Here is a 13,479-nt window from a genome sequence, read left to right as displayed (position 1 = left end):
GACGGGAGTGGGCGCATGAGTCATGTGGAGGCCGAGGTGGGGGTGGAGTGGCGGCGGTGGGGGGCGTTGGGGGTTTTGGCGTTGGGGTTGGCGATGGTGGTGTTGGACGGGACGATTGTGAATGTCTCGTTGCCGGTGATCATCGGGGATCTGGGGTTGGGGTTCACGCAGGCGCAGTGGGTGAACAGTGTTTATGCGGTGGTGTTCGCGGCGTTGTTGATCACGGCGGGGCGGGTGGGGGATCGGTGGGGGCGGCGGAAGGTGTTCGCGGTGGGGGTGGTGGTGTTCGTGGTCGGGAGTCTGATCGCGGCGGGGGCGGACGCGCCGGGGACCTTGATCTGGGGGCGGATCGTGCAGGGGGTGGGCGGGGCGGCGGTGCTGCCGGGGACGTTGTCGACGGTGAACGCGATGTTCCGGGATCGGGATCGGGTGATCGCGTTCGCGGTGTGGGGGTCGGTCATGTCGGGGATGGCGGCGATCGGGCCGCTGCTGGGTGGCTGGTTGACGACCTCGTTCACCTGGCCCTGGATCTTCCTGGTGAATCTGCCGATCGGGGTGGTCGTGCTGGCGGGCATCGTCGCCCTGGTGCCCGAGACCCGCGAGACCGAACACGCGCGCGGGGTGGACGTCGACGGATTCCTGCTCAGCGCGGCCGGATTCGCGCTGGTCGTCTTCGCGCTCATCGAGGGGCAGACCTACGGCTGGTGGCGGCCGTTGCGGGACTTCCATCTGCTCGGCATCACCTGGTCGAAGAACTTCGTCCTGTCCGCGATCCCGATCCTGCTCGTGGTGGGCCTGGTGCTGCTGGCGCTGTTCCTGCGCTGGGAGCGGCATCGAGAGCAGGTGAATCGCTCTGCGCTGCTGGATCTTTCGCTGTTCGAGCGGCCCGCGTTCCGGTGGGGCAACGCCGCCGCGTTCGTGATCGCCCTCGGCGAATTCGGCCTGCTGTTCGTGCTGCCGCTGTTCCTGGTCGACGTGCTGGGACTGTCACCGCTGCGCGCCGGTCTCGTCCTGGCCGCGATGGCCCTGGGCGCGTTCGTCGCCGGTGGTGTGACCGAGGCGCTGGGCCGCCGCCTCGGACCCGTGCGGATCGTGCGCATCGGGGTGGGGATCGAGGCGGTGGCGATCGCGATCACCGCCCTGTGCGTCTCCGCGCACATCTCGCCGTGGCTGCTGGCGCTGCTGCTGGCCTGCTACGGGGTGGGATTGGGATTCGCCTCGGCGCAGCTGGCCGGAACCGTGCTGGCCGGCGTCCCGCCGGAGGCCTCGGGTCAGGGGTCGGCGACGCAGTCCACGGTCCGTCAGCTCGGGTCGGCCCTGGGCGCGGCCGTGCTCGGCGGCGTCCTGTCGATCGGGCTCGGGCGCTTCCTCGCCGACCGGCTCGGCGACGTCCCCGGCCTCCCGGCGAACGCCGCAGACGAGGTCGCCGAGGCCACCCGGAGTTCGGCGGGCGGCGCGATCACCGGACTGCGCGACCAGCGGGGCACCGGCGCCGTCGTCGACGCCCTGTCGCGCGGCTTCGCCGACGCCACCCGGCTCACCATGCTCGCGGCCGCGGTGTTCCTGCTGCTCGGCTTCCTCGCCGCGACGCGAATCCCGTTGGGCGCGGGCGAGATTCCCGAGACCGAGGACACGCCCGCCGACTGACTCACCAGTCGATCAGATCGAGTTCGCGCAACCGCCGGAACACCAGCATCGAACCCGGCGCGACCTGCGGCATCGCCGCGTACTCGCCCCCGGTGAAGTAGCGCAGTTCGGCCACCTCGCTCGTCGGCCGCGGGTCACCGGTCAGCTCGGCGGTGAAACAGGTCATGTGCAACCGCACCCCCGGCGCCTCCCCGAACGCCTGACACTCGAACACCCCGAGTTCGCGATGCCCGGCCACCTCCACCCCGAGCTCCTCGCGCACCTCCCGATACAACGCCTCGACGGGCGTCTCCCCCGGGTCGAGCTTGCCGCCCGCCATGTAGAAGACGTCCTTGTGCGCCGACCGCGCCTGCAACAGCCGCCGATCGCGAACATGGGCCAGCGCGGCCGTGCGAATCATCGGTCCCCTCGGTCAGTGCACCGGCGGTGCGAGCTTCCAATGGTCGTGCAGCGCCTGCGCGATCTCCGGCAGGATCACCACCGGAATCCGCTTCTGCCGCAACATGTTCCGGATCTGAACCACCTGTTCGCGCTTGCGGTGCTCGTAGGCGTTGGAGATCGGGCGCAGCACCGGTGGAATGTTGAGCAGCACGATTTCGCCGTGCTTCTCCTCGCCCCCGGCCAGATCCAGCGCCAGCGACCAGCGGGCGCGTTCGTCGAGCGCGAACCGCCCGGCCACCACCCGTTCCCAGTCGATGCTCGTCTCCGAGATGGGCGTGCGGCGATAGATCGCCTGCTCGGTGAGGATCACCACGTCCCGCCCGAACAGCGCCGCCAGCAGCGCGATCGCCGCGACCAGCCCGACGAACAACCCGGTGACCACCCGATTGATCCCGAAGGCCAGGACGAATCCGCCGCAGCAGAGCGCGAGGATCAGCACCGCGAGCGATCCGTACACCGCCGCTCGCCACCCGGGCACCACACCCGCCCGCACCATACTCATCTCGACCTCCTGGCTACCGCGTCCCCACCGTACCGGGCGGGCGGTCGCGGCTCCCGCCCGATTACGACCGCAACGCGACCGCGGCCTCGGCGGTGTACACCAGGAACGTCAGGCTCTGCTGGAAGTACAGCCGCACCGTATCCGCGTCGTGCGACAGGTAGCCGATCGAAAGGTCTTGTCCCAGTTGCAGATCGAAGTCGCCGCCGCGGGTGGTGAGCACGAAGGCGCCGTCGATGGCGGGCGCCCAGATGATCTCGCCGTTGGGGATCAGCCGCTCGATGTGGGTGCGGATCGGGTGGCCGTGGTCGGAGGTCTCGCTGACCTCGGTGTACAGGTCGGCACTGAGCAGCACCGAGTACGGACCGTCCACGCCCGCGAGCCGCAGCGCGGTCAGCGACTGCGCGACCGCCTCGGGCACCAGGCGCGGATCGCCGGGCAGGGTGATCGGCTCGTTGGACGAACTCGCCCGGATGCCCTCGATGGCCGCGGCCGGGTAGCCCTCGAAGATGGCCCGGTCCTCGGCGAAGGCGATCTTCTTGGCGGCGTCCTTGACCGGATCGAGGTCGGCGTCCTGCGCGCCGCGTTCGACGTTGTCGAGTTCCTCGCGGGACAGCGTGAACGGCACCCGCAGCTCGACCAGCGGGGCGACCAGCCGCTGCCGGGCCTGCACGCCCTCGTCGGGCGCGGTGATCGGCGTGGTGCGGCCCAGCCCGGCCGCGGAGTAGGCGGTGCCGTGCGGGCCGGACAGGTCGACGACGCGACGACCGGCGATGTGCCGCTTGAACGTTCGGGTCGCCTCCTCCTCGATCGCCGACCACGCCTCGGAGGTGATCGGCGCCAGCTCCCGGTGCAGGTTGTTCATGCGTTGCTCCTTTTCAGCGTGCCGATGCCGAGCGAACCGTCCCCGGCGGGTGCGGCGGCGGGCGCCTCCGGCGCGGCCGGGGCGGGTGGGTCGGGCAGTTCGTCGAAGAACTCCAGCGGCGGAACGAAGAACAGCGTGCCCGTGACGGCGGTGGAGAAATCGAGGATGCGGTCGTAGGCGGCCTCGTCGCTGCCGAGGAACATGCGCACGAGCATTCGTTCGGTGACGCTCGGGGTGGCCGCGTAGGCGACGTAGTAGGTGCCGAACACGCCCTCGCGCACGCTGCCGAACGGCATGTTGGCGCGAATGATCTTGCGCTCGGTGCCGTCCGGGTCGACGAGGGTGTTGACCGCGACGTGCGAGTCGGCGGGTTTGTCCTCGTCGGACAGTTCGAAATCGTCGAGTTTGGTGCGGCCGATGACGCGTTCCTGTTCGCCGACCGACAGCGCGTTCCAGGCGTCGAGGTCGTGCAGGTACTTCTGCACGATCACGTAACTGCCCCCGGCGAATTCGGGGTCCTCGTCGCCGATCAGCCCGGCCGCGACCGCGGTGCGGCCCTCCGGATTCTCGGTGCCGTCGACGAAGCCGAGCAGATCGCGCTGCTCGAAGTAGCGGAAGCCGACCGTCTCGTCGATGATCGTGGCCGCGCCGCGCAGGCGGCCCGCGATCGTCATCGCCAATTCGAAACAGGCGTCCTGGGATTCGGCGCGGATGTGGAACAGCAGATCGCCCGGCGTGGCGGGCGCCTGGTGCCGCGGCCCGGCGTAGCCCGGAAACTCGTGCAGCTCAGCGGGTTTGGGGCCGGAGAACAACCGGTCCCACGCGGCGGCACCGATGCCCGCGATGACGCCGAGATGGGTGCCGGGCAACCGGAAGCCGACCGAACGACGCAGACCCTGCAGGTCCTCGAGCAGGTCGCGCACGACCTGCTCGCCACCCTCGTCGATGGTGGCGACCAGGAAGATCGCGGCCCGCGTGAGCGGGTCGAGGATCGGTTGCGGCTCACCCATGATCGACAGCCTAGAGGGCCGCACCGACAGATCGACTACTTGGCCACCGTGAGCAGGAACGCCACGTCGTCGATCGCCATCACGCTGTGCCGGGCGTCGGGGAGCACCAGCAGGTCGCCGGGCGAGCCCTTCCATTCGTTGGAGCCGCTGATCAGGGTCAGGGTGCCGGTGAGCACCTGCAGCGTGGCCTCGCCGGGGCTGTCGTGCTCGGACAGGCTCTTGCCCGCGGTCAGCGCGATCACGGTCTGCCGCAGGCTGTGGGTGTGACCGCCGCAGAGCGTCTGGGAACTGCGTCCGCTCGGGGCGGTCGCTGCCAGTTTGAGTTGCTGTCGAGCCACCGCGGTCAGCGATTTCTTGTCCACAAAGGTGAGTATGCCGGACGGATACCCACCGGCCCCGCGAATTCGCCTTGCGATTTCGCGTCGGTGTCAGCGCAGGTAGCGCAGGATGCGATAGCGGGGTCCGGCGCTCGATTCGCGCCAACCGGTGTCGGAATCCACCGACCATTCCGGGCCGATCTCCGGGGCGTGGGCGTCGCCGGACACCTCGAGATCGACCTCGGTGACCATCAGTTCGGTGGCGTGATCCATTGCGGCGCAATAGATCTCACCGCCACCCATCACCCAGGCCGAGGCATCGGCCAGGCGCAGCGCGGCCTCGACCGACCCGGCTCGCTCCGCGCCCTCGGCGGACCAGTCCGGTTGCCGGGTGACCACGATGTTGCGCCTGCCGGGCAGCGGGCGGAATCGCGCGGGCAGCGAGTCCCAGGTCTTGCGGCCCATGATCACGGGGAAGCCGCGGGTGACCTCCCTGAAGTGCGCGGAGTCCTCGGGCACCCGCCACGGAATGGTGTTGTCGACGCCGATGACGCCCCGCGGGGTCTGCGCCCAGATCAGCCCGATCACACCGCCACCGGGGCCTTGATCGCGGGATGGTGGCGGTAGTTCTCGATCTCGACGTCCTCGTAGCGGTAGTCGAACAGGCTCGGCGCGGGATGCAGCCGCAGGTGCGGGAACGGGTACGGTTCGCGGCTCAGTTGCTCGCGCACCTGGTCGAGGTGGTTGTCGTAGATGTGGCAGTCGCCGCCGGTCCAGATGAAATCGCCGGGCAGCAGCTCGACCTGCTGGGCCATCATGTGGGTGAGCAGGGCGTAGCTCGCGATGTTGAACGGCACGCCGAGGAACAGGTCCGCGCTGCGCTGATACAGCTGGCAGGACAGCCTGCCGTCGGCGACGTGGAACTGGAAGAAGGCGTGGCAGGGGGCCAGGGCCATCTTGTCCAGGTCGGCGACGTTCCAGGCGGAGACGAGGATGCGGCGCGAGTCCGGATTCGTGCGCAGCGTCTGCAACGCCTGCGCGAGCTGATCGATGTGGGTGCCGTCGGGCGTGGGCCACGAGCGCCACTGCACGCCGTAGACCGGGCCCAATTCGCCGTCGGCGTCGGCCCATTCGTCCCAGATGGTGACGCCGTGCTCGCGCAGCCAGCGTACATTGGAGTCGCCGCGCAGGAACCACAGCAGCTCGTAGACGATCGATTTCAGGTGCACCCGCTTGGTGGTGACGAGCGGGAAACCCGCCGACAGGTCGTAGCGGAGCTGGTGTCCGAAGATGCTGCGGGTGCCGGTTCCGGTGCGATCGGACTTCGGCGTCCCGTTCGCCAGCACGTGTCGCAGCAGGTCCTCGTACTGGGTATCGGTGCCCATGCCTGGCAAGCTTACGCATCGTGCAGAAGCTGTTCGTCGTGGGAATCGGGGCCGGGGACCCGCAGCAGGTGACGATGCAGGCCGCCGCGGCACTGCGGCAGGCCGACGTGTTCTTCGTCATCGGCAAGGGCGAGCGCAAGCGGGAACTGGTCGACGTGCGGGCGGCCGTGCTGGCCGCGCACGCGCGACAGCCCTACGAGATCGTGACGATCGCCGATCCGCCGCGCGAGCGAATCGTGCCGTCGGCGGCGGACTATCGCGAGGTCGTCGAGGACTGGCACGAGCGGCGGGCGGCGTTGCTCGCCGAGGCGTTCGGCCGGGTCGAGGGGGTGGGCGCGATTCTGGTGTGGGGGGATCCGTCGCTCTACGACAGCACGTTGCGGATGGTCGAGCGGGTGGCCGCGCGGGAGCCGTTGGACTACGAGGTGATTCCGGGCATCACGAGCGCGCAGGCGCTGGCGGCGCGGCATCGGATCGTGCTGCACGACATCGGCGAACCGGTGCACATCACCACCGGGCGGCGGTTGCGCGCGGAGGGTGTGGCGGCGGTGGGATCGACGCTGGTGATGCTGGACGGCGAATGCTCGTTCGCCGAGATCGCCGGGGACGATGTGCACATCTGGTGGGGGGCGTATCTGGGGATGCCGGACGAGACGTTGATCGAGGGGCCGCTGGTCGCGGTTCGGGATCGAATCATCAAGTGCCGCAACGAACTCCGTGAGCGCAAGGGGTGGATCATGGACATCTACCTGCTGCGCCGCACGCACAGATAGCCAGGTGGTTGCGCATCGGTCGTTTCGCTGCCAGGCTGGTAGCTCCGGAGCGGTTGTCCCACGACCGAGGAGTGCGCACGTGCTGCATACCGATGTTCCGACCCGTCGCGAAATCGAGGAACTGGCCGCCGCCACCGGCGCGCCGAGCGTGTCGATCTACACCCCGACCGAACCCGCCACCGACGACCCGGACAAGGCCCGGATCGAATTCTCCAATCAGGTGCGCGAGGCGCTCGGGCACGTCGACGGGCGGGACGGGCGGACGGCCCTGGAAGAGGAATTCGACGACCTCATCGATGACGACGACTTCTGGCGGTACCAGTCGCGGACGCTGGTCGTGCACGCCACGCCGGAGCGGCTGCGCACCTATCGGGTGCCGAATCGGTTGCGGGCGAGTGTGACCGTGGGGGACCGGTTCCTGGTCAAGCCGTTGTTGCGGGCGACGTCGTTTCCGCAGGCGGCGTTCGTGCTGGCGTTGTCCGAGGGCGCGGTGCGGCTGGTCGAGATCAATGCCGACCGGCCCGCGGAACAGGTGCGGCTGCCCGAAATGCCCACCAGCGCAGCCGATCACGCGCGCAAGGCGTCGCTGAGCGGGCGTGCGCCGAAACGGCGGTTGCAGGGCACCGAGGGACGCAAGGTGCTGGTCCGGCAGTATGCACGGGCCATCGATCACGAGTTGCGGGCGGTGCTGGCCGGGCGGGATCTGCCGTTGATCCTCGCCGCGACCGAGCCGATCGACTCGCTGTACCGATCGGTGAACAGCTATCCCGGGCTGCTCGCGGAGTCGATCGCGGGCAACCCCGAGGAACTGGCCGACGAGGAGCTCGCGGCGTTGGCGCGGCCGTTGCTGGATCGTTACTACGCCGAGCGGGTTGCGGACGTGCGGGAGCGGTTCGAGCAGGGGCGTTCCGACGGGCGGGCGCTCAGCGACGTGTCCGACGTCGCGCGGGCGGCGACGTTCGGGTCGGTGGACACGCTGCTGGTGGACATCGACGCGATCGTGCCCGGATCGGTGGATCCGGCGAGCGGGGAGGTGATCTTCGCCGACGAGGACGAGGTGGAGGCGCCCGGGGTGACCGACGAGATCGCGCGGCGGGTGCTCGCGAATTCGGGGACCGTGCTGGCCGTGCGCGGGGACGATCTGCCCGACGGCGGGCCGGTGGCGGCGATTCTGCGGTACGTGGTGTAGCTCGTGGTCCGGCGCGGTGTCGGTGGTGGCCGGTAGGCTGCGAACGTGCCCGAGTTACCCGAAATCGTGGCGCTCGAGCGGTTCCTCGCCGAGCATGCGGTGGGCGCGGTCGTCGGGCGGGTCGATGTCGCGGCGCTGAGCGTGCTGAAGACCTTCGATCCGCCGGTGACCGCGCTGTCCGGTCGTGACGTCACGGGCGCGGGGCATTGGGGCAAGCATCTGGGGATGAACTGCGACGGGCTGTGGTTGATCACGCATCTGTCGCGGGGCGGGTGGTTGCGCTGGCTGGACGAGCCGAGCGCGTCGCCGCCGAAGCCGGGCAAGGGGCCGTTGGCCCTGCGGGTGCACTTCTTCACGCCCGAGGGGGCGACGCCCGCGTTCGATCTGACCGAGGCCGGGACCAAGAAGCGGCTCGCGGTGTGGGTGGTCGAGGATCCGATGGCGGTGCCGGGGATCGCGCGTCTCGGTCCCGACGCCCTGGAGATCGACGAGCGACGCTTCGCCGAACTGTTGCGCGGCACCTCGCAGCGCCTCAAGACCGCCCTCACCGATCAGGCCCTGATCGCGGGCATCGGCAACGCCTACTCCGACGAGATTCTGCACACCGCCAAGCTCTCCCCCTTCGCCACCGCGGGCACCCTCGACGAGCCCAGGGTCGCCCAGCTCTACGCCGCCATGCGCGCGGTCCTCACCGACGCGGTCACCCGCTCGGTCGGCCAGGACGCCGCCCGCCTCAAGGGCGAGAAACGCTCCGGCCTCCAGGTCCACGCCCGCACCGGCCTCCCGTGCCCCGTCTGCGGCGACACCGTCCGCGAGGTCGCCTACGCCGACAAGTCCTTCCAGTACTGCCCCACCTGCCAGACCAACGGCAAAATCCTCGCCGACCGCCGCATGTCCCGCCTGCTGAAGTGAGGTTTGTGGCGGGGTAGGTCGGGGTGTGGAGGCCGGGACCCAAGTGCACCCGCGTCGGGTCGCGGCTTCGCGACGACCACTTGGGGCCCGGCTTCCGGTGGGGGTGGTCAGGTTAGGGCGGGGACGCGGATGCCTTGCCAGGCGAGGCGTTTGGGGCGGTCGGGGTCGACTTCCAGGCGGGTGGGGTGGTTGATGATCTTGGTGATGCGGTGGGATTCGGTGTAGGGGGGCCAGGAGTCGAGGGGGCGGGCGGTGCGGGCGAAAGCCAGCCAGTTGCTTTGGAATTCGCGTTGGACGGCGAGGAAGCCGCGGTAGCCGCCCGCGACGGTGAGGGAGCGGCCGATGGGGGAGTCGACGCCGCCGAAGACGGGGATGAGGTCGAGGGCGTGGGTCGCGCCGAAACCCGCCAGGCGGATCGCGCGGGGCGCGTAGTCGAAGCGGTAGACGTAGGTGGGCGCGTGGCGGCTGTGGCCCTCGGCGACGGCGAGGGTCGGCCGCCAGAAGACGAAGTCGCCGCCCATCCGGACGGCCACCTTCGACGCCGGATAGCCGGGATAGGCCGCCACGATGCGGGATTCGACGTCCTCGCCGCAGCGTCCCAGCGCCTTGCGCAACTGGTCCGGCGTGGTCGGCAGGGTCCGGTCGAAGCGCGAGAACAGCGTTCCCTCATCGCGATTCGTGCCGATGATCAACGGCACCGCGTGCGCCTTGCCCGCGGCGATGGCGTCGATCGGGGCCTGCGGCAGATAGTCGCCGTCCACCACCGGCGCGGCCGGGAACGATCCGGGCTGCTCCCACAGCACATCGCCGATCGCCTTGTCCACGGCCTTGCGAATGTCGTTGGCGGCGGCGGTGGTCAGCGCCCGCGCGGCGTCCTCCGGTGTGGCGCCGAGCCGTTCCACGCACATGCGCGCGAACAGCCGGGCCTCGTCGGCCCCGACGGCCCAGTCCGCGGGCGCGCTCTCGGCGATGGCCCGATGGAACAGCCCGGCCGCGGCGGGCGTGGCCAGCAGTGACACCACCGCGTGCGCACCCGCCGACTCCCCGAAGATCGTCACGTTCTCCGGATCCCCGCCGAACGCCGCGATATTGCGCCGCACCCACTCCAGCGCCGCGACCTGATCGCGCAGCCCCAGATTCGAGTCGAAAGGCCGTGCGGCGGTGGAGAATTCGCCGAAATCGACATACCCGAACCCGCCGAGCCGATAGTTCATCGACACCACGACCACATCCCCGCGCACCGCCAGCCGCGCCCCCGAGTACAGCGACAGCGCCGAGGTGCCGAGCACATACCCGCCCCCGTGGATGAACACCATCACCGGCCGCGGTTTCGCCGCGGGCGTGGCGGGGGCCGTGACGTTCAACGTCAGGCAGTCCTCGTCGGTCGGCTGGGCGTTGCGCAGGCCGATCCGCGCCCCGTTGCGGTGCTGCATGGCGGCGTTCCCGAAGCGGGTGGCGTCGCGCACACCCGTCCAGGGTTCGACCGGTTGCGGTGCGCGGAATCGCAGGTCACCGACGGGCGGAGCGGCGTAGGGAATGGACCGCCACCGCAGGGTCCGCCGCCCCGCGTGACCGCGGACGACGCCTTCGGTGGTCGCTACTTCTACCATTTTCGAATGGTAAACCTCACTGGAGGTAACCCTCGACCTGCTTGGCCGAATTGACCTGGGCCTCATTCGGATCCGCGCCCTGATCCATGCGGGCCCGCCGCTGCCGCAGCAGATCCCAGCATTGATCCAGCATCACCTCGAGTTCGGCCAGCTGCCGCCGCTCGGACTCGGGGTCGAGTTCCTTGCCCACGGCCTTGGACCGCAGCTGATGTTCCTGGTCGACGAGGTCCTTGATGCGCGCCAGAATGTCCTGTTCGGTCATGGGACCATGCTACGGCCGATCCCCGCCGCCGCCCGCTCCGCGCCGCGCGCGAAGACATTCGGCAACCACATCCAGCGCGTACGGCAGGTCGGCGCGCCCGATCGCGGCGTAGCCGAGCGCGATGCCGAAGGTGTGCCGCGGCCCGAGGTGATGGCGGCCCAGCCCCTCGAGCAGCACGCCCCCGCGCGCGGCGGCCGCGACCACGCGCGCCTCCTCGGCCGCGGACGCCAGCGCCACCACCACGTGGCTGCCCGCGTCGTCGCCGCGCACGTCGAAGCCGCGCAGCCGCTCGGTCACCAGCGCCCGCCGCGGCGGCATCTCGCGCCGCAGCCGCCGCAGATGCCGGGCCAGATCGCCGTGCCGGGCCAGTTCGGCGACCACGTGCTGGCCCGCCACCGCCGGTCCGGTGCCGGTCGCCTCGCGATGGGCCAGGACGGCCTCGGTCACCCGGGGCGGGCCGACGAGCCAGCCGATGCCCAGCACGGGCGAGAGGATCTTCGAGGTGGTTCCGACGTGGACGACCACATCGGGTCCGAGGGTGGCCAGCAACGGCAACGGCGCCGTGTCGTACCGCAGCTCGCCGTCGTAGTCGTCCTCGATCACGAGAGTGCCTGTGCGGCGGGCGAATTCGACGAGTTCGACCCGCCGCGCGGCGGGCATCCGCGCGCCGAGCGGAAACTGGTGCGCGGGCGTGCAGTACACCGCCGCGACGCCGCGCGGAATCTCGGCGACCCGCAGTCCCGCCGCGTCCACGGGCACCGGCAGCACCCGCACGCCCGCCGCCCGGAACGCCCCGGCCGCGCGCTGATAACCCGGATCCTCCATCGCGACGGTGTCGCCGGGGCGCAGCAGGGCGGCGGCCAGTTCACCGACGGCCGCGCTCGCCCCGGCCGTCGCGAGCATCCGGGTGTCGCTGCCCGCGCCGAGCCCGCGGTGGCGCAGCAGATGTTCGGCGATCGCCGCGCGGTACTCCGGATCGCCCGCTCTGTCCTTGCGGGTCAACGGGATTCGATCGCCGGCCGCCCGCCACGCCCGCCGCCACGCGGCCCGGTCGATCGCCTCCACGCACGGCGCGCCCGCGGCCAGATCCAGCAGCGCGGACGCCGGACGCGAGGGTGGCGTCGACGCGAGGGGTCGCGGCCCGCGCGCGGGCGAGGCGGTGAGATAGGTGCCCGAACCGCGCCGACCCGACAGCCAGCCCTCGGCGTGCAGTTGGTCGTAGGCGGCGGTGATCACGGTGCGGCTCACGCCGAGCCGGGTCGCCAGCGCGCGGGAGGAGGGCAGCCGGTCCCCGCCGCGCAAGCGGCCCGCGGTCGCGGCGGCCCGAAGACCGGTGGCGACCTGCACGGACAGTGGGGTCGGGGCCGCGCGATCGATCGCAAGCGGCAGTTCGTCCAGGGCGTCGGGCATGGAATTGGTCTTCCGATTTTTCGTGGAATTGGCCATTCAAGAATGCCATTCGCTCCGCGAACCTGGTTGACATGACCCGCACTCCACTCTCCCCGACCCCGCGCAGCACCCCGACCCGCCTGCGCGACCGCGCCGCCACCGACCGGGCCGTCCTGGACGCGGTGCTCGACGCGGGCCTGATCTGTCATGTGGGCGTGCTCCTGCACGGCGCGCCCGTGGTGCTGCCGACGACCTACGGCCGCATCGGCGACACCCTCTATCTGCACGGCTCCACCGGGTCGGGCAATCTGCGCGCCGCGCTGACCGGTGACCTGTCGGTGTCGGTGACGCTGGTGGACGGGATCGTGTACGCCCGCTCGGCCATGCACTTCTCGATGAACTACCGGTCGGCCGTCGTGCACGGCCGCCCGGTCGAGGTCACCGGCGAGGCGGACCGGCTGCGGGCGCTGCGCGCGATCGTCGAGCACAACGCGCCCGGGGCCTGGGACGCGGTCCGGCCGCCGAACAAGAAGGAACTCGCCGCGACCCTCGTGCTGGCATTGGACCTCACGGAGGCGTCGGTGAAGATCCGATCCGGCGACGCGAGCGACGACGCCGAGGACCTGGCCGGCGACGCGTGGGCGGGAGTCCTTCCGCTGCAACGGGTTTTCGGCGCGCCCGTTCCCAACGCCGATCTGCGAGCGGGCATCGATACGCCCGCCCACGTGCTCGACCGGACCGCGACGCGAATCCCGATGTAGACGAACGGGTCTCGTTCACCGTCCGGGGTATCTGCCGTTCACCTTCGGGAAACAAGCGATTTCCCCACGGCTGTCATCGTGCGTGAGTACACCGTGGAGGGGATGACTATGACCGTTGAGTTCGACCCGGCCAAGTTCCGGACGGCCGCGGGCAAGACGCTGGACGTGCGCGACAAGATCAAGGCCGTCATGGACAACCTCACGGCGTCGCTGGACACCGGATCCCCGTGGGGCCGCGACAAGATCGGCTCCCAGTTCTACGACGGCGAGAACGGGTACGGCGCGTCGCACAAGAACCTCTACCAGAACGCGGGCAACTTCCAGACCACGTTCCAGAGCTTCCACGACGGGCAGATCGATTCCGCGCGGCTCATCGAGGGGCAGGACCACGCCACCGGTGACGGTATGCGCTGAGGCAC

16 protein-coding genes are annotated in these 13,479 nt (G+C 70.3%); 6 read left to right on the top strand and 10 right to left on the bottom strand.

Going from position 1 to position 13,479, the window contains the following annotated elements:
* Positions 1–15 precede the first annotated feature (15 nt).
* Positions 16–1,647 (top strand): MFS transporter, encoded by a 1,632-nt coding sequence (locus ACWDSJ_RS08230; protein ID WP_450030181.1) that lies wholly within the window; start codon positions 16–18, stop codon positions 1,645–1,647.
* 1 nt (position 1,648) lies between these two features.
* On the opposite strand, the gene ACWDSJ_RS08225 is transcribed toward ACWDSJ_RS08230, so the two are convergent.
* The 7 genes from ACWDSJ_RS08225 to ACWDSJ_RS08195 form a co-directional block, all read right to left on the bottom strand.
* Positions 1,649–2,047, bottom strand: a complete 399-nt coding sequence (locus ACWDSJ_RS08225) for an NUDIX hydrolase (protein ID WP_450030180.1) — start codon at positions 2,045–2,047, stop codon at positions 1,649–1,651.
* 12 nt (positions 2,048–2,059) lie between these two features.
* Positions 2,060–2,590 (bottom strand): hypothetical protein, encoded by a 531-nt coding sequence (locus ACWDSJ_RS08220; protein ID WP_450030178.1) that lies wholly within the window; start codon positions 2,588–2,590, stop codon positions 2,060–2,062.
* Positions 2,591–2,651: 61 nt separating this feature from the next.
* A complete protein-coding gene (locus ACWDSJ_RS08215; protein ID WP_387359803.1) occupies positions 2,652–3,452 on the bottom strand; it encodes a family 1 encapsulin nanocompartment shell protein in 801 nt (266 codons plus the stop codon).
* Positions 3,449–4,462, bottom strand: coding sequence for a Dyp-type peroxidase (locus tag ACWDSJ_RS08210; RefSeq protein WP_450030177.1), 1,014 nt, complete (start codon positions 4,460–4,462; stop codon positions 3,449–3,451). The genes ACWDSJ_RS08215 and ACWDSJ_RS08210 overlap by 4 nt, the downstream gene beginning before the upstream one ends.
* Before the next feature lie 35 nt (positions 4,463–4,497).
* Positions 4,498–4,824 carry a cupin domain-containing protein gene (locus tag ACWDSJ_RS08205; RefSeq protein ID WP_387359807.1) on the bottom strand — a complete coding sequence of 109 codons (327 nt, stop codon included), beginning with the start codon at positions 4,822–4,824 and terminating at the stop codon, positions 4,498–4,500.
* A 66-nt stretch (positions 4,825–4,890) separates the two neighbouring features.
* Positions 4,891–5,367: a dihydrofolate reductase gene (locus ACWDSJ_RS08200; RefSeq protein WP_450030175.1), complete on the bottom strand. Its 477-nt coding sequence runs from the start codon at positions 5,365–5,367 to the stop codon at positions 4,891–4,893.
* Positions 5,364–6,164, bottom strand: a complete 801-nt coding sequence (locus ACWDSJ_RS08195) for a thymidylate synthase (RefSeq protein ID WP_450030173.1) — start codon at positions 6,162–6,164, stop codon at positions 5,364–5,366. Before ACWDSJ_RS08195 ends, ACWDSJ_RS08200 begins: the two co-directional genes overlap by 4 nt.
* 20 nt (positions 6,165–6,184) lie before the next feature.
* Between ACWDSJ_RS08195 and cobF the strand changes: the two genes are divergently transcribed.
* From cobF to ACWDSJ_RS08180, 3 genes are all read left to right on the top strand, one after another.
* Positions 6,185–6,937 carry a precorrin-6A synthase (deacetylating) gene (cobF, locus tag ACWDSJ_RS08190; protein ID WP_450030172.1) on the top strand — a complete coding sequence of 251 codons (753 nt, stop codon included), beginning with the start codon at positions 6,185–6,187 and terminating at the stop codon, positions 6,935–6,937.
* Positions 6,938–7,016: 79 nt separating this feature from the next.
* Positions 7,017–8,126 carry a baeRF11 domain-containing protein gene (locus ACWDSJ_RS08185; RefSeq protein WP_450030170.1) on the top strand — a complete coding sequence of 370 codons (1,110 nt, stop codon included), beginning with the start codon at positions 7,017–7,019 and terminating at the stop codon, positions 8,124–8,126.
* Positions 8,127–8,171: 45 nt separating this feature from the next.
* A complete protein-coding gene (locus tag ACWDSJ_RS08180) occupies positions 8,172–9,038 on the top strand; it encodes an Fpg/Nei family DNA glycosylase (protein ID WP_450030168.1) in 867 nt (288 codons plus the stop codon).
* Positions 9,039–9,145: 107 nt separating this feature from the next.
* Here ACWDSJ_RS08180 and ACWDSJ_RS08175 read toward each other — a convergent pair whose 3' ends face one another.
* From ACWDSJ_RS08175 to pdxR, 3 genes are read right to left on the bottom strand one after another with little or no spacing between them, the layout of a single operon-like run.
* On the bottom strand, positions 9,146–10,648 hold the full coding sequence (locus tag ACWDSJ_RS08175; protein WP_450030166.1) for a carboxylesterase/lipase family protein: 1,503 nt from the start codon (positions 10,646–10,648) through the stop codon (positions 9,146–9,148).
* A gap of 16 nt (positions 10,649–10,664) precedes the next feature.
* The gene (locus ACWDSJ_RS08170; protein WP_387359820.1) at positions 10,665–10,910 is read right to left on the bottom strand and encodes a DUF2630 family protein; all 246 of its coding nucleotides are present in this window, start codon (positions 10,908–10,910) and stop codon (positions 10,665–10,667) included.
* A gap of 9 nt (positions 10,911–10,919) precedes the next feature.
* A complete protein-coding gene (gene pdxR, locus ACWDSJ_RS08165; protein ID WP_450030164.1) occupies positions 10,920–12,320 on the bottom strand; it encodes a MocR-like pyridoxine biosynthesis transcription factor PdxR in 1,401 nt (466 codons plus the stop codon).
* Positions 12,321–12,391: 71 nt separating this feature from the next.
* Between pdxR and ACWDSJ_RS08160 the strand changes: the two genes are divergently transcribed.
* Both ACWDSJ_RS08160 and ACWDSJ_RS08155 read left to right on the top strand, forming a co-directional pair.
* Positions 12,392–13,060, top strand: coding sequence for a pyridoxamine 5'-phosphate oxidase family protein (locus ACWDSJ_RS08160; RefSeq protein ID WP_450030162.1), 669 nt, complete (start codon positions 12,392–12,394; stop codon positions 13,058–13,060).
* A gap of 102 nt (positions 13,061–13,162) precedes the next feature.
* Positions 13,163–13,474, top strand: coding sequence for a hypothetical protein (locus ACWDSJ_RS08155; RefSeq protein WP_387359827.1), 312 nt, complete (start codon positions 13,163–13,165; stop codon positions 13,472–13,474).
* Positions 13,475–13,479: the final 5 nt, after the last annotated feature.

The sequence above is a fragment of the Nocardia sp. NPDC003482 genome (assembly GCF_053588115.1).
Note: the sequence above shows the minus strand (reverse complement) of the source record. Positions and strands in the feature narration are given on the sequence as shown.

What these genes read in the sequence shown, in the direction of transcription:
- ACWDSJ_RS08230 (WP_450030181.1), top strand. Translation starts at nt 16, where the DNA reads ATGAGTCATGTGGAGGCCGAGGTGGGGGTGGAGTGGCGGCGGTGGGGG.
- ACWDSJ_RS08225 (WP_450030180.1), bottom strand. Translation starts at nt 2,047, where the DNA reads ATGATTCGCACGGCCGCGCTGGCCCATGTTCGCGATCGGCGGCTGTTG.
- ACWDSJ_RS08220 (WP_450030178.1), bottom strand. Translation starts at nt 2,590, where the DNA reads ATGAGTATGGTGCGGGCGGGTGTGGTGCCCGGGTGGCGAGCGGCGGTG.
- ACWDSJ_RS08215 (WP_387359803.1), bottom strand. Translation starts at nt 3,452, where the DNA reads ATGAACAACCTGCACCGGGAGCTGGCGCCGATCACCTCCGAGGCGTGG.
- ACWDSJ_RS08210 (WP_450030177.1), bottom strand. Translation starts at nt 4,462, where the DNA reads ATGGGTGAGCCGCAACCGATCCTCGACCCGCTCACGCGGGCCGCGATC.
- ACWDSJ_RS08195 (WP_450030173.1), bottom strand. Translation starts at nt 6,164, where the DNA reads ATGGGCACCGATACCCAGTACGAGGACCTGCTGCGACACGTGCTGGCG.
- ACWDSJ_RS08175 (WP_450030166.1), bottom strand. Translation starts at nt 10,648, where the DNA reads ATGGTAGAAGTAGCGACCACCGAAGGCGTCGTCCGCGGTCACGCGGGG.
- ACWDSJ_RS08170 (WP_387359820.1), bottom strand. Translation starts at nt 10,910, where the DNA reads ATGACCGAACAGGACATTCTGGCGCGCATCAAGGACCTCGTCGACCAG.
- pdxR (WP_450030164.1), bottom strand. Translation starts at nt 12,320, where the DNA reads ATGCCCGACGCCCTGGACGAACTGCCGCTTGCGATCGATCGCGCGGCC.
- ACWDSJ_RS08160 (WP_450030162.1), top strand. Translation starts at nt 12,392, where the DNA reads ATGACCCGCACTCCACTCTCCCCGACCCCGCGCAGCACCCCGACCCGC.
- ACWDSJ_RS08155 (WP_387359827.1), top strand. Translation starts at nt 13,163, where the DNA reads ATGACTATGACCGTTGAGTTCGACCCGGCCAAGTTCCGGACGGCCGCG.